The organism is Streptomyces sp. NPDC038707, assembly GCF_040636485.1.
Lineage (GTDB): Bacteria > Actinomycetota > Actinomycetes > Streptomycetales > Streptomycetaceae > Streptomyces.
The window spans coordinates 154,638-168,688 of the sequence record NZ_JBEZUP010000002.1; the positions used below are offsets into that span (position 1 = coordinate 154,638).

Below are 14,051 nucleotides of genomic sequence, written 5' to 3' on the forward strand. Positions count from 1 at the left end.
GCCCCGGCTGTGGATAACCGCCCGTCGTTGTGGATCAAACCTCCGGCCGGGCAGACCCCGCGTGATCTGCGTCTCTCTCCTTCGGCCGGGGCACGCGCGCGTTCGGTGAGCGCTTCCTTCCCCGGCCCCGGTCCCGCTTACTCTCGGACACATGAGTCTGCGTCTGAGCACCGTGATCCTTCCGTACCGCCGCTGGCACGAAGGCGCCCGTTCGGCGTGGGTGCGCGCCGAACAGCTCGGCTTCCACACGGCGTACACCTACGACCACCTGTCCTGGCGCAGCTTCCGTGACGGTCCCTGGTTCGGCGCCGTACCGACCCTGACGGCCGCCGCCGCGGTCACCGACCGGCTGCGTCTGGGCACGCTGGTGACCTCGCCGAACTTCCGCCATCCGGTGACCCTCGCCAAGGAGCTGATCTCCCTGGACGACATCTCCGGTGGCCGGATCACCCTGGGAATCGGCGCGGGCGGCACCGGTTTCGACGCGACCGCCCTCGGCCAGGAGCCCTGGACCCCGCGGGAGCGGGCGGACCGGTTCGCCGAGTTCGTGCCGCTGCTCGACCGGCTGCTCACCGAGGACACGGTGACCTGCGAGGGGCGGTTCTACTCGGCCCACGAGGCCCGGAACATCCCGGGCTGTGTGCAGCGGCCCCGGCTGCCGTTCGCCGTGGCGGCCACCGGCCCGCGCGGTCTGCGGCTCGCCGCGCGGTACGGCCAGGCCTGGGTGACCACCGGCGACCCGAAGCTGTACGAGACCGGTACGCCGGAGCAGTCCGTCGAGGCCCTGCGCGGGCAGATCGGCCGGCTGTCCGAGGCGTGCGAGGCCGCCGGGCGGGACGTGGCCGGACTGGACAAGGTCCTGCTGACCGGCTTCACCCCGGACCGCGGCCGCCCGCTGTCGTCACTGGACGCCTTCGTGGACTTCGCCGGCCGGCACCGGGAGCTGGGCTTCACGGAGCTCGTGATCCACTGGCCCGTCCCAAACTCCGTCTTCGCGGCGGAGGAGAAGACCTTCGAGCGGATCGCCATGGAGGCGCTCGCCCAGCTGGGCTGACCCGAAGACGGTCCCCTCGGAGCCGCTCCGGGGCGTCGCCCGTGTCTCATCCGTGCACGGCCCCGCACGGCCGTGCGGGGGTCTGCGCGAGAATGGCCGGGTGACCTCAGCGACCAGACAGCCCGGAACCCCTGCCGCCGCCCTGCCGGCGCGGCTGATCGCCACCGACCTCGACGGCACTCTGCTGCGCGACGACAAGTCGGTCTCCGCGCGGACCGTCGCCGCACTGGCCGCCGCCGAGGAGGCCGGCATCGAGGTCTTCTTCGTCACCGGCCGGCCGGCCCGCTGGATGGACGTGGTCAGCGACCACGTCCACGGCCACGGCCTGGCGATCTGCGGCAACGGCGCCGCCGTGGTCGACCTGCACGGCGGCCCCGGCGCCCACCGGTTCGTGAAGGTCCGTGAGCTGGCCCGGGAGAACGCCCTGGCCGCCGTACGGCTGCTGCGCGAGGCGGCCCCCGGCACGGTGTTCGCGGTCGAGCAGACCTACGGCTTCCGCCAGGAGCCCGACTATCCCAAGCTGCACATGGAGATACCGGACGCCGTCCTGCCCGCCGAGGAACTGCTCGCCCCCGACGGACCGGCCGCGGGCCAGCCCGTGCTCAAGATCCTCGCCTACCACCCCACCCTGGACCCCGACGCCTTCCTCACCCTGGCCCGGCTCACGGTCGACGGCCACGCCAACGTCACCCGCTCCAGCCCCAGCGCCCTGCTGGAACTGAGCGGCCCCGGCGTGTCCAAGGCCAGCACCCTCGCCCTGTGCTGCGCGGAGCGCGGCATCTCGCACGAGGAGGTCGTGGCCTTCGGCGACATGCCCAACGACGTGGAGATGCTGACCTGGGCCGGCCAGTCGTACGCGATGGGCAACGCGCACCCGGACGCCGTCGCCGCCGCGTCGGGCCGTACGGTCGCCAACAACGACGACGGCGTGGCGGTGGTGATCGAACAGCTCCTCGCCGGCCGCGGCTAGCCGACGGCCGCGCCGCTCGCCCGACGCACGGCAGGCGAGCGCCCGCGGCGCGTGGCGGCGGGCCTCAGCGCGCCCCCGCCAGGGTCTCGGCCGCGGCCTCCCGGGCGGCCATGTCCCGCAGCGGACCGTCCTCGGCCAGCAACCTCCGGTACGGCCCGCGCTGCGCCACCCGGCCCGCGTCGAGCACGATCACCTCGTCCACCGCGTCGAGCCCCGCCAGCCGGTGGGTGATCAGCAGCGTGGTACGGCCGCGCGTCGCGGCCAGCAGGTCGGCGGTCAGTGCGTCCGCCGTCGCCAGGTCCAGATGCTCCGCGGGCTCGTCCAGGACCAGCACCGGGAAGCCGGCCAGCAGCGCGCGGGCCAGCGCCAGCCGCTGCCGCTGCCCACCGGACAGCCGGGCCCCGTGCTCGCCGACAAGCGTGTCCAGACCGTCGGGCAGCGACTCCGCCCAGTCCAGCAGCCGGGCCCGGGCCAGCGCTCCGCGCAGCTCGTCCTCGGTCGCGTCCTTCCTCGCCAGCAGCAGGTTCTCGCGCACCGAGCTGTCGAAGAGATGCGCGTCCTGCGCGCACAGCCCGACGAGCCGCCGCACGTCGTCCCCCGCCACCGCGCACGCGTCCACTCCGGCGAGGGTGTACGAGCCCGCCTCCGGATCCAGGAACCGCAGCAGCACCTGCGCGAGGGTCGTCTTACCGGAACCGGAGGCACCCACCACCGCGATCCGGTGCCCCCGCTCCAGGGTCAGGTCCAGCCCGGCGAGCGCCTCCCGCCGCTGTCCCTCGTACCGGGCGGTCACTCCCTTGAGGACCACGGGGAAGGGCGACACGGGCGCCGGCCGCGGCTGTTCCGGCTCGCGTACGGGCTCGGCGGCGTCCAGGATCTCGTACACCCGCTCCGCGCTGCGCCGCACCCGCTGCCGGTACCGCACGGCGAGCGGCAGCCCCAGGACGGCCTCGAAGGCGGCCAGCGGGGTCAGCACGACCACGGCCATCGCCACGCCGCCCAGCCGGCCGGCCGCCACCGCCTGGGCGCCGAACACCGCGGTGCCCGTGACGGTCAGCCCGGAGAGCAGCGCGGTGAGGCCGTCGCCGAGCCCGGTGACGGCGGCGGCGCGCGCGGCGATCCCGGTGAGGATGCCGTCGGCCCGCCGGGCCGCGTCCGTACGGGCCGGCAGCGCGCCCGCGACGGTCAGCTCGGCGGTGCCGGTGAGCAGGTCGGTCACCCGGGTCGCGAGCGCTCCCCGGGCGGGTGCCAGCCGCCGCTCGGTCCGCCGGGCCGCGGCCGCGGTCAGCAGGGGCACGCCGACGCCCGCCGCCAGCAGGCCCGCCGCGAGGACGGCGCCGGCCGCGGGCAGCAGCCAGGCCGTGAAGGCGACGGAGCCGGTGGAGACGGCGAGGGCGACTCCGGCGGGCAGCAGCCAGCGCAGCCAGTAGTCCTGGAAGGCGTCCACGTCCGCGACCAGCCGGGTGAGCAGATCGCCGCGCCGGGTACCGCGCAGCCCCGCGGGGGCGAGGCGTTCCAGCCGCCGGTACACCGCGACCCGGGTCGCGGCCAGCATCCGCAGGACGGCGTCGTGCGACACCAGCCGCTCGGCGTAGCGGAAGACGGCCCGCCCGATCCCGAAGGCGCGGGTCGCGGTCACGGCCACCATCAGATACAGCACCGGCGGCTGCTGCGACGCCCGCGAGATGAGCCAGCCGGAGGTCGCCATCAGCCCTACGGCACTTCCCAGCGCCAGACTGCCCAGCACCAGGGCCCCGGCCAACCGGCTCCGGGCCCCGCCGCCCAGCTCGCGAACGCGCGCCAGCACGCTCCGCTCGCGGCGGATCGCCTTCCTCTGGTCCGTCGCGCTAGAGCGCTCCGGTCCACCGAGCCGGGTCGCGGATGGGCGAGGGTGGGGGTCCAGAGGGCTGAGCGCCGTGGGAGTCCGGCCGTCTCCCGGGTGCTCGGCGGCTTCCGCGCCACCGAGCCGTACGACCCTGTCGGCCGCTTCCAGCAACGCCGGCCGGTGCACGACCAGAAGCACGGTCCGGCCGGCGGCCAGCCTCCGCACCGCCGCCACGACCTCCGCCTCGGTCGCCCCGTCCAACGCGGCCGTCGGCTCGTCCAGCAACAGCACGGGCCGGTCCGCGAGAAACGCCCGGGCCAGCGCGAGCCGCTGCCGCTGCCCCGCCGACAGCCCCGTCCCGTCCTCCCCGAGCACGGTGTCCGCACCGTCCGGCAGTGCCGCCACGAACTCCCACGCGCCCGCGTCCCGCAGCGCCTGACGTACGGCCCCGTCGTCGGCCCCGGGCCGGGCCAGCCGCACGTTCTCCGCGATGGTTCCGGCGTACAGATGAGGCCGCTGCGGCACCCATGCGATTCGCGACCGCCACTCCTCCAGGTCGAGGCCGGCGAGATCGGCTCCCCCGATGCGCACCCGCCCTCCGGTGGGCCGTACGAACCCCAGCAACACGCTCAGCAGCGTCGACTTGCCCGCCCCGCTCGACCCGACCAGCGCCACGGTCTCCCCGGGCTCCACCTGGAACGACACCCCGGTCACCGCGTCCGACGAGCGCCCGGGGTAGCGGACGCTGACCTCCTCGAAGGCGAGCGCGCCCGCGGGTACCGCGCCGGTGCCCGGCACCGGCACCGGCGTCTCCAGCACGGAGAAGATCTCCTCTGCGGCGGCCAGTCCCTCCGCCGCCGCGTGGTACTGCGCCCCCACCTGCCGCAGCGGGAGATACGCCTCGGGCGCCAGCACCAGGATCAGCAGCCCGGTGTACAGGTCCATGTCGCCGCGCACGAGCCGCATCCCGATCGTCACGGCGACCAGCGCGACGGACAGCGTGGCCAGCAGCTCCAGCGCGAAGGAGGAGAGGAAGGCGATCCGCAGGGTGCGCAGCGTGGCCTGCCGGTACTCCCCGGTGATCCGCCGGATGGACGCGGCCTGTGCCTTGGCCCGGCCGAACACCTTCAGCGTCGGCAGGCCCGCGACGACGTCCAGGAAGTGGCCCGACAGCCGGGACAGGAGCCGCCACTGACGGTCCATCCGGGACTGGGTGGCCCAGCCGATCAGCATCATGAACAGCGGAATCAGCGGCAGGGTACCGACGATGATCGCCGCCGACACCCAGTCCTCGGTGACGATCCGCGCCAGCACCGCCACCGGCACGACCACGGCCAGTCCCAACTGCGGCAGACAGCGCGAGAAATAGTCGTCCAGGGCATCGACCCCGCGCGTCGCCAGGGTGACCAGCGATCCGGTCCTCTGCCCGCTCAGCCACCCCGGGCCGAGCGCCGCCGCCCGGTCGAGGAGACGCCCGCGCAGCTCGGACTTCACCGCCGCGCCGGCCCGGTGGGCCGCCAGTTCGGTGAGCCACGCGACCAACGACCGCCCCACGGCCACGGCGGCCAACAACAGCAGGGGAGTGCGCAGTCCGGCGGCCGACTGACCGTGCTGAAACGCGCCGACGACGATCTCGGCGACGAGCATCGCCTGCGCGATGACCAGTCCGGCTCCCACGGCTCCGAGACCGACGACGGCCACGAGGAAGAGTCGGGTGGCGCGGGCGTACCGCAGAAGGCGTGGGTCGATTGGTTTCACGTGAAACAGGCCCTTCGGTCCAGAGGGTGTGTTTCACGTGAAACACACCCTCGGCGGACTCAGTGAGCGGTGCCGGCAGCAGCGTCGGGAGCGATGTGCTGGGTACCGATCCGCTTGCGGAACACCCAGTAGGTCCAACCCTGGTAGAGCAGGACGAGCGGGGTGGCGATCGCCGCCAGCCACGTCATGATCTTGAGGGTGTAGGGGCTCGACGAGGCGTTGGTGACCGTCAGACTCCAGTCCCCGTTCAGCGTGGACGGCATGACGTTCGGGAAGAGCGAGAGGAAGATCATCGCCACGGCGGCCACGATGGTGACCCCGGACAGCGCGAACGCCCAGCCCTCCCGTCCGGCCTGGTTGGCCACCAGCGCGGCGACCAGGGCGACGACGGCCACGATCAGGGCGACCAGGCTCGCGTCGTCACCGCTGTCGGCCTGCGTCCACAGCAGGAAGGCCAGCGCCACGAGGGCCGCGGCCAGTCCGGCCCATCGGGCCAGCTTCCGCGCCCGCACCCGGATGTCCCCGACGGTCTTGAGCGCGGTGAACACCGCTCCGTGGAAGGTGAACAGCGTGAGCGTCACCAGGCCGCCGAGCAGGGCGTAGGGGTTGAGCAGGTCCCAGACGTCGCCGACGTACTCGAAGTGCTGGTCGATCTTCACGCCCCGCACGATGTTCCCGAAGGCCACGCCCCACAGGAACGCCGGGAGGAGCGAGCACCAGAAGATCGCCGTCTCCCAGTTGCGCTGCCAATTCTCCTCGGGCCGCTTGGCCCGGTACTCAAAGGCGACGCCCCGGACGATCAGGCAGACCAGGATGAGCAGCAGCGGCAGGTAGAAGCCGGAGAAGAGGGTGGCGTACCACTCGGGGAAGGCGGCGAAGGTCGCGCCGCCCGCGGTGAGCAGCCACACCTCGTTGCCGTCCCAGACCGGCCCGATGGTGTTGATCAGCACCCGGCGCTCGGCCCGGTCCCGGGCCAGCAGCTTGGTGAGGATGCCGACTCCGAAGTCGAAGCCCTCCAGGAAGAAGTAGCCGGTCCACAGGACGGCGATCAGGACGAACCAGACGTCGTGAAGTTCCATGACTGTTCCCCCGGCCTAGTAAGAGAAGGCCATCGGCTTGTCGGCGTCACGATGGTCGCCGCCGATCTGCGTGGGCGGGTTGAGGTCGGCCTCGGTGAGTTCGGGCGGGCCGGCCTTGACGTACTTCGCGAGCAGCTTGACCTCGACCACGGCGAGGATCGCGTACAGCGCGGTGAAGACGGCCATCGAGGTGATGACCTCACCCTGGGAGACACCGGGGGAGACCGCGTCCCGGGTCTGCAGGACGCCGTAGACGACCCACGGCTGGCGGCCCATCTCGGTGAAGATCCAGCCCCAGGAGTTGGCGATCAGCGGAAAGGCCATCGTCCAGGTCGCGATGCGCCAGTACCAGGGGGTGAGCTTCGGGCCGAGCGCCTGGTTCTTGAACAGCACCAGGTGCGGCACCTCGTCCTCACCGACCCTCAGGTGCTGCGGCAGCATGAACTTCTTGCGGGTCAGCCAGAGCCCGGCCAGGCCGATGGCGAAGGAGGCCATGCCGAAGCCGATCATCCACCGGAAGCCCCAGAAGGCCACCGGGATGTTGGGCCGGTAGTCACCGGGTCCGAACTTCTGCTGCTCGGCCTTGTTGACGTCGTTGATGCCGGGGACGTACGAGGTGAAGTTGTCGTCGGCGAGGAAGGACAGCAGACCGGGGACCTCGATGGCCACGCTGTTGTGGCCCTTCTCCACGTCGCCGTAGGCGAAGATCGAGAACGGGGCGGGCTTCTGGCCGTCCCAGAGCGCCTCGGCGGCGGCCATCTTCATCGGCTGCTGCTTGAACATCACCTTGCCGAGGGTGTCGCCGCTGATCGCGGTGAGCAGACCGGCGATGACCACGGTGATCAGACCGAGTCGCAGCGTGGTCTTCATCTCGCGGATGTGCTTCTTGCGGGCCAGGTGGTAGGCGGATATGCCGACCATGAAGGCGCCGCCGGTCAGGAAGGCCGCCGAGAGCGTGTGGAAGGCCTGGCTGAGGGCGGTGTTCTGGGTCAGCACGGCCCAGAAGTCGGTCAGCTCGGCCCGGCCCCGCGCCTTGTCGATCTTGTAGCCGACCGGGTGCTGCATCCAGGAGTTGGCCGCGAGGATGAAGTACGCCGACAGGATCGTGCCGATCGAGACCATCCAGATGCAGGCCAGGTGGATCTTCTTCGGCAGCTTGTCCCAGCCGAAGATCCACAGGCCGATGAACGTGGACTCGAAGAAGAACGCGATCAGGGCCTCGAAGGCCAGCGGGGCGCCGAAGATGTCACCGACGAAGCGCGAGTAGTCCGACCAGTTCATGCCGAACTGGAACTCCTGCACGATGCCGGTGACCACGCCCATGGCGATGTTGATCAGGAAGAGCTTGCCCCAGAACTTGGTCGCTCTGAGGTACTTCTCCTTCTCCGTGCGCACCCAGGCCGTCTGCAGCCCGGCCGTGAGCGCGGCCAGGGAGATCGTCAACGGAACGAACAGGAAGTGGTAGACGGTGGTGATGCCGAACTGCCAGCGCGCCAGTGTTTCCGGCGCCAAAGCCAGGTCCACGTCGTCACTCTCCTTACTACGGCGTGGTCAGCGGCGGTTTGCCCCTGTTTGTTGCCCGCATACAGGAGCAAACGGGACGCGCTTGTGAACGCGTTCACATTCACAAGCCATTATGACGCACTGATTTTCGGCCGCACCAGGGGGGTCCCCTCTATCGCCGACGTGTCAAGACCTTGGCAGCGACTTCAACATCTTGTTGAATTGCCCGCCATGCAGATACGCATTTCGTGGCCCGCGGGCCACATCACCGCGACCCTGGACGCAAGCACCCCGACCGCGCAGGCCCTCGCCAAGGCCCTGCCCCTCGCCTCGACGGCGAGCACCTGGGGTGAGGAGGTGTACTTCGACACCGGTGTCTCGGTTTCACGTGAAACGGACGCCCGCCAGGTCGTGGACCCGGGCACGGTGGCCTTCTGGACGGAGGGCGACTCCCTCGCCCTCCCCTACGGACCCACGCCGATCTCACACGGCGAGGAATGCCGCCTCGCCAGCCCGTGCAACGTCCTCGGCGGCCTGGACGGGGACGCCGGTCTCCTCGCGACCGTACGCGCCGGCGACCCCATCCGGGTGGAACTGATCGAGGACTGATCCTGCCGCAAACACCCAGCTCCTTGCGGCGCTCCGGTGCCGCCCGGGAGTCACAGCTTCCCGCGGCGCCCCGGTACTACCGCCGAGTCACAGCTCCTTGCGGTACGCCCCCGCCACCTTCAGGAAGATGTCGTTCGCCTCGGCCTCGCCGACCGTCACCCGCACACCCTCGCCCGGGAACGGCCGGACCACCACCCCGTGCTCCTCGCAGGCCTGCGCGAACGCGACGGTGCGCTCTCCCAGTCGCAGCCACACGAAGTTGGCCTGTGTCTCCGGCACCGTCCAGCCCTGGCCACGCAGCGCGTCGACCACACGCGTGCGCTCACACACCAGCGAGCCGACCCGGCCCAGCAGCTCGTCCTCGGCCCGCAGCGAGGCGATCGCCGCCTCCTGTGCGAGCTGGCTCACCCCGAACGGCACCGCCGTCTTGCGCAGCGCCGCCGCCACCGGCTCATGGGCGATCGCGAAGCCGACCCGCAGCCCGGCCAGCCCGTACGCCTTGGAGAAGGTCCGCAGCACACACACGTTGGGCCGCTCCCGGTACAGCTCGACCCCGTCGGGCACCTCAGGGTCGCGGATGAACTCCCGGTAGGCCTCGTCCAGCACCACCAGCACATCGCCGGGCACCCGGTCGAGGAACCGTTCCAGCTCCGCGCGCCGCACCACCGTGCCGGTCGGGTTGTTGGGGTTGCACACGAAGATCAGCCGCGTCCGGTCGGTGATCGCGTCCGCCATCGCGTCCAGGTCGTGCACATCGCCCGGCGTCAGCGGCACCCGCACCGACCGTGCGCCACTGATCTGCGTGATGATCGGGTACGCCTCGAACGACCGCCAGGCGTAGATCACCTCGTCACCGGGGCCGCTGGTGGCCTGGACCAGCTGCTGGGCGACCCCCACCGAGCCGGTCCCGGTCGCCAGGTGGGACAGCGGCACACCGAAGCGGTCGGACAGCTCGTTCATCAGCCCGGTGCAGGCCATGTCCGGGTAGCGGTTGAAGTCGCAGGCCGCCGCGGTCACGCTCTCCAGCACGCCCGGCAGCGGCGGGTACGGGTTCTCGTTGGAGGACAGCTTGTAGGCGACCGGACCACCGGCCGCGGCCGGCTTGCCCGGCTTGTAGGTGGGGATACCCTCCAGCTCGGCGCGCAGCTTGGGGCTTGTCTCGCTCACCGCAGTCCTCCTCGCGACCACCGGCGGACCGTCGACGCCGCCGGCTTCCAATACTCCTCACCTTAAGAGGATTCGGTCCCGCTGCGACAGGTCCCGCACTGCCGGCCCCGCGGGCCCCCGGCCCCGGGGCGGCAGGGGACGCGCGGCTCCCGTCGGCATCAAGGGCATCACCGCACGAAGGCGTGCGATTCGGGGGGCGCGTCATACATATATCTACGCGCCGGTGGCTTGCGCCCTGGCGCGCGTCGCCCGTGCAGGTGAGTTGAGACCTCTTCGAAACATCGAGCGCTTGGCAGGTCCACACGCCTCGACGCACCACGTCTTACCCTTGGATCGTGCAACGGCCTTTGTTTTCAAGGCATTTGACGCCACATAGCCATGCAGAAACGTGCCTCTCAAGGTGCGCATATGCGACCGCGCTACCCCACCGCATGGGCCCTACTATCGGCTCGCCATGACAGCAGCAGGGAAGCACCAGGTGAGCCGCGCGGAAACCTCACGTCGAGGCAGCCGGCCGGGCCGGGCGGGCATCAGAGACGTCGCCGCCGCCGCCGGGGTGTCCATCACGACCGTGTCCGACGCCCTCAACGGCAAGGGCCGGCTCCCGGATGCCACCCGGCGCCACGTCCGCGAGGTCGCCGACCGTCTCGGGTACCGCCCCTCGGCGGCCGCCCGCACCCTCCGTACCGGCAAGTCGGGTCTGATCGGCCTGACCGTGACGACGTACGGGGATGAACCTTTCACCTTCACCGAGTTCGCGTACTTCGCGGAGATGGCCCGGGCCGCCACCTCGGCCGCGCTCGCCCGCGGCTACGCCCTGGTCATCCTGCCCGCGACCTCACGCCACGACGTCTGGTCCAACGTGGCCCTGGACGGCACCGTCGTCATCGACCCCTCCGACCAGGACCCGGTCGTCAGCGAACTCGTCCGGCAGGGACTGCCGGTCGTCTCCGACGGCCGCCCGGCCGGCGCCCTTCCCGTCACCGCCTGGGTCGACAACGACCACGAGGCCGCCGTACTCGGCATCCTCGACCATCTCGCCGACGCCGGCGCCCGCCGCATCGGCCTGCTCACGGGCACCTCGACGGACACCTACACCCACCTGTCCACCACCGCCTACCTGCGCTGGTGCGAACGGGTCGGCCAGGATCCGGTCTACGAGGCGTACCCGGCACACGACCCGTGCGCGGGCGCCGTCGCCGCCGACCGGCTGCTGGCCCGCCCGGACCGGCCCGACGCGGTCTACGGACTGTTCGACCCCAACGGCACCGATCTGCTCGCCGCCGCCCGCCGCTACGGCCTGCGCGTCCCCGACGACCTGCTGCTGGTGTGCTGCAGCGAGTCGACCATGTACGCCAGCACCGAGCCGCCCATCACCACGCTCTCGCTGAAGCCGCGCCGCATCGGCACGGCCGTCGTCCAGCTCCTCATCGACGCCATCGAGGGCGTCGAGTCCGAGCAGCCGGTCGAGCAGGTGATACCGACCGAGCTGATCGTGCGCACCTCCTCGCAGCGGCGGTCCCCGCGCACGACGGTCAGCCCGCCGCGGACACCGGACGACCGGTAGCCCCTTGGGCCGGCCCATGCGGCCCAAGGGCCGACACGGCCCGGCGGACGCGGCACGGAGGCCCGGCGGGCGCGGCACGGGGCGCGTCCGGTGCGGCACGAGAACGGCCGGCCGAGGGATCAGTCGGCCGCCAGGTAGTCGAACATCTGCCCAAACGGGGCGAAAGCCGCGATGAACCGGAGTCTTGGTCCGATTCACCACCCCTGGGTCATCACACGGCGCGACGCGCATTCCTATGATGGGCCCCACGACACCGCGGACCGCTGCGACCAGGCAGTCCGAAGCGGTGCAGATGCGGCGCGATGGTGGAGGGGTCTGATGACTCAGGGGGCCGGTCAGGGACCCGAGGCGGAGCGGACGGCGACGCTGCGCGACTTCCGGGTACCCGCGTACGTGCACGAGACCGGTCCGTACACCGGTGGCACCCACCCCGGCAACGCGGTCCCGGCCGACGACGAGGCGTACCCGGAGGGCTACACCCCCACCCAGCGCGACCTCCCGGTCATCAACCGCGGCGACACCCTCCAGGTCCCCGTGGAGCCGGTCCCCGCCGCCCCGGCGCCGCAGCCCGCGACCGGGCCGGGACCGCTCTACGTCGTCGGCGACGTCCACGGCTATCTGGACGAACTGGTGGCCGCCCTTCAGGAACAGGGCCTGATCGACGCCTCGGGCCAGTGGTGCGCCGGTACCACCCGGCTCTGGTTCCTCGGTGACTTCACCGACCGCGGTCCGGACGGCATCGGCGTCATCGACCTGGTCATGCGGCTGTCCGCCGAGGCCGCCGCGGCAGGCGGCTACTGCAAGGCCCTCATGGGCAACCACGAGCTGCTGCTGCTCGGCGCCAAGCGGTTCGGCGACACCCCCGTCAACTCCGGGGCGGGCACCGCCACCTTCCAGGCGGCCTGGCTGCTCAACGGCGGCCAGAAGACCGACATGGACCGCCTCCAGGACCACCATCTGCAGTGGATGGCCCGTCTCGACGCCGTGGAGGTGGTCGACGGCTATCTGCTCGTCCACTCCGACACGACCGCCTACCTGGACTACGGCGACTCCATCGAGGCGGTCAACGACACCGTCCGCGAGACGCTGACCCGTAACGACGCCGACGAGGTCTGGGACCTGTTCCGCAAGTTCACCAAGCGCTTCTCCTTCCGCGACGAGGGCGGCGCCGACGCCGTGCGTTCCCTCCTCGACACGTACGGCGGCACACGCGTCGTCCACGGACACAGCCCCATCCCCTACCTCCTCGGCGAGGTCGGCTCCGAGGACGGCGAGGAGGGCACCGGCCCGGCCGTCGAGGGCCCGCACATCTACGCCGACGGGCTCGCCATCGCCATGGACGGCGGAGTGACCATGGCCGGGAAGCTGCTGGTCCAGCAACTTCCCCTGAACAACTGACGCTTCCCCCGGGCAGGCGTCCTCCGAGACCGCGTACGCGCAGGCCGGAGCGCAATTTCCGGCAATCCCCTGTCACCGTGCGCCGTCACGGCTCTACCATCGGCTTGTCCGTAGCAGGCTCCCCTCCGTTTCTGCCCGACGGCAGGCGACGCGCGAGCCCCAAGCCCTACGGAGCATCGGGGGATGCAGATGAACAGCGTTCCGCAGCATCTGAAAAGCGAGGAACTCCGGGAATTCGAGCGACTGCTCGACGAGGTGCTGCACTCCGCGCCGCACCGACCGGAACTGGCCGCCGTCGCACGGCGGCTGACGATCACACAACTGCGCGCCATCGCGCTCGACGCCTCCGCCCTGATCACGGCGGCGGCCGCGGCCGAGTACCGGCACTACGCCGAACTCCGTGACGCGCGGGGCCAGGCGGCGCTGTCCGCCCCGGCGAGCGGCATCGACTCCGCCACTCCGGGTCCTGGTTCCCCCGCGCGGGACCAGTCCGGCGCGACCGGCGCAGCCGCGGAGGACACCGGCGCGGGCGCCGCCGCGGTCATCGCCGTGCTGGCACCCGTCCTCTCCGGGACGGCGGCGGCGATCTTCCTGCTCGTCGGCTACGTCCTGCGGGCGCTGAGCTCCGGGCACGCCCTCGCCCGCACCCTGCTCGCCACCGGCTGGGTGTTCGGCGCGCTGACCGCGGCGACGGCCCTCGTCGCCGCCGCGGGACTCCTGCTCGCGGCCCTGCGCCACCGCACTCCGGCGGACGCCCGTGCCCGGGACACGGCGGGCGAGAAGCAACTGGAGGATGCCAGAGAGGCCTGGCGGAACGCCCTGCTGGAGCGGGGCATCCTGCCCTTCCTCCAGGAGGCCCTGGCCGACTCCGGCCCGGCCGGCGCACACCATCCGGCACCGCCGGCACCGACCGGCCGCATCCCGCACCTGGGCTACGGCCGGCCCGGCTTCAGCAGCCCCGGCGACGGCACGGGACCCGGCCGCCCCAGTTACACCAGCCCCGACTACACCAGCCCCGACTACACGAGCCCGGACTTCGGCGGCCCGGAACACCGGCCCGAATAGCCGGCCGCACACCGGCGCGGCCGGGCCGCGCACAGGAATCCGGCCGCGCACCGCGT

At 71.7% G+C, this 14,051-nt stretch carries 10 protein-coding genes; 6 read left to right on the plus strand and 4 right to left on the minus strand.

The features are described 5' to 3' along the window. Positions 1-151: 151 nt before the first annotated feature. Both AB0E62_RS03325 and AB0E62_RS03330 read left to right on the plus strand, forming a co-directional pair. Positions 152-1,054: an LLM class flavin-dependent oxidoreductase gene (locus AB0E62_RS03325; protein WP_362187296.1), complete on the plus strand. Its 903-nt coding sequence runs from the start codon at positions 152-154 to the stop codon at positions 1,052-1,054. A gap of 100 nt (positions 1,055-1,154) precedes the next feature. After that, positions 1,155-2,024 (plus strand): HAD-IIB family hydrolase, encoded by an 870-nt coding sequence (locus AB0E62_RS03330; RefSeq protein ID WP_362187299.1) that lies wholly within the window; start codon positions 1,155-1,157, stop codon positions 2,022-2,024. 64 nt (positions 2,025-2,088) lie between these two features. Here the strand turns inward: AB0E62_RS03330 and cydD are convergent, their stop codons facing one another. The 3 genes from cydD to AB0E62_RS03345 are packed head-to-tail and all read right to left on the minus strand — an operon-like array spanning position 2,089 to position 8,210. Continuing rightward, on the minus strand, positions 2,089-5,607 hold the full coding sequence (cydD, locus tag AB0E62_RS03335) for a thiol reductant ABC exporter subunit CydD (protein ID WP_362187301.1): 3,519 nt from the start codon (positions 5,605-5,607) through the stop codon (positions 2,089-2,091). Between the two features lie 59 nt (positions 5,608-5,666). Next, entirely contained in the window at positions 5,667-6,686 is a 1,020-nt protein-coding gene (gene cydB / locus AB0E62_RS03340) for a cytochrome d ubiquinol oxidase subunit II (RefSeq protein WP_362187304.1), read from the minus strand. Between the two features lie 15 nt (positions 6,687-6,701). Continuing rightward, positions 6,702-8,210, minus strand: coding sequence for a cytochrome ubiquinol oxidase subunit I (locus AB0E62_RS03345; RefSeq protein ID WP_362187306.1), 1,509 nt, complete (start codon positions 8,208-8,210; stop codon positions 6,702-6,704). Between the two features lie 210 nt (positions 8,211-8,420). On the opposite strand from AB0E62_RS03345, the gene AB0E62_RS03350 reads away from it, so the two are divergent. Then, complete coding sequence (locus AB0E62_RS03350; protein ID WP_362187309.1) at positions 8,421-8,798, plus strand: cyclophilin-like fold protein; 378 nt, start codon at positions 8,421-8,423, stop codon at positions 8,796-8,798. An 87-nt stretch (positions 8,799-8,885) separates the two neighbouring features. Here AB0E62_RS03350 and hisC read toward each other — a convergent pair whose 3' ends face one another. Then, positions 8,886-9,965, minus strand: a complete 1,080-nt coding sequence (hisC, locus tag AB0E62_RS03355) for a histidinol-phosphate transaminase (protein ID WP_362187311.1) — start codon at positions 9,963-9,965, stop codon at positions 8,886-8,888. A gap of 454 nt (positions 9,966-10,419) precedes the next feature. Here hisC and AB0E62_RS03360 point away from each other — a divergent pair, with 454 nt between their 5' ends. The 3 genes from AB0E62_RS03360 (at position 10,420) to AB0E62_RS03370 (ending at position 13,995) form a co-directional block, all read left to right on the plus strand. Then, entirely contained in the window at positions 10,420-11,532 is a 1,113-nt protein-coding gene (locus AB0E62_RS03360) for a LacI family DNA-binding transcriptional regulator (RefSeq protein ID WP_362187314.1), read from the plus strand. A gap of 318 nt (positions 11,533-11,850) precedes the next feature. Continuing rightward, positions 11,851-12,930 carry a metallophosphoesterase gene (locus AB0E62_RS03365; RefSeq protein ID WP_362187316.1) on the plus strand — a complete coding sequence of 360 codons (1,080 nt, stop codon included), beginning with the start codon at positions 11,851-11,853 and terminating at the stop codon, positions 12,928-12,930. Positions 12,931-13,113: 183 nt separating this feature from the next. Further along, positions 13,114-13,995 carry a hypothetical protein gene (locus AB0E62_RS03370; protein ID WP_362187319.1) on the plus strand — a complete coding sequence of 294 codons (882 nt, stop codon included), beginning with the start codon at positions 13,114-13,116 and terminating at the stop codon, positions 13,993-13,995. The last annotated feature ends 56 nt before the right edge of the window (positions 13,996-14,051 follow it).

Coding starts and splice junctions, on each gene's coding strand:
- AB0E62_RS03325 (WP_362187296.1), top strand. CDS start 152: ATGAGTCTGCGTCTGAGCACCGTGATCCTTCCGTACCGCCGCTGGCAC.
- AB0E62_RS03350 (WP_362187309.1), top strand. CDS start 8,421: ATGCAGATACGCATTTCGTGGCCCGCGGGCCACATCACCGCGACCCTG.
- AB0E62_RS03360 (WP_362187314.1), top strand. CDS start 10,420: ATGACAGCAGCAGGGAAGCACCAGGTGAGCCGCGCGGAAACCTCACGT.
- AB0E62_RS03370 (WP_362187319.1), top strand. CDS start 13,114: ATGCAGATGAACAGCGTTCCGCAGCATCTGAAAAGCGAGGAACTCCGG.
- cydB (WP_362187304.1), bottom strand. CDS start 6,686: ATGGAACTTCACGACGTCTGGTTCGTCCTGATCGCCGTCCTGTGGACC.
- AB0E62_RS03365 (WP_362187316.1), top strand. CDS start 11,851: ATGACTCAGGGGGCCGGTCAGGGACCCGAGGCGGAGCGGACGGCGACG.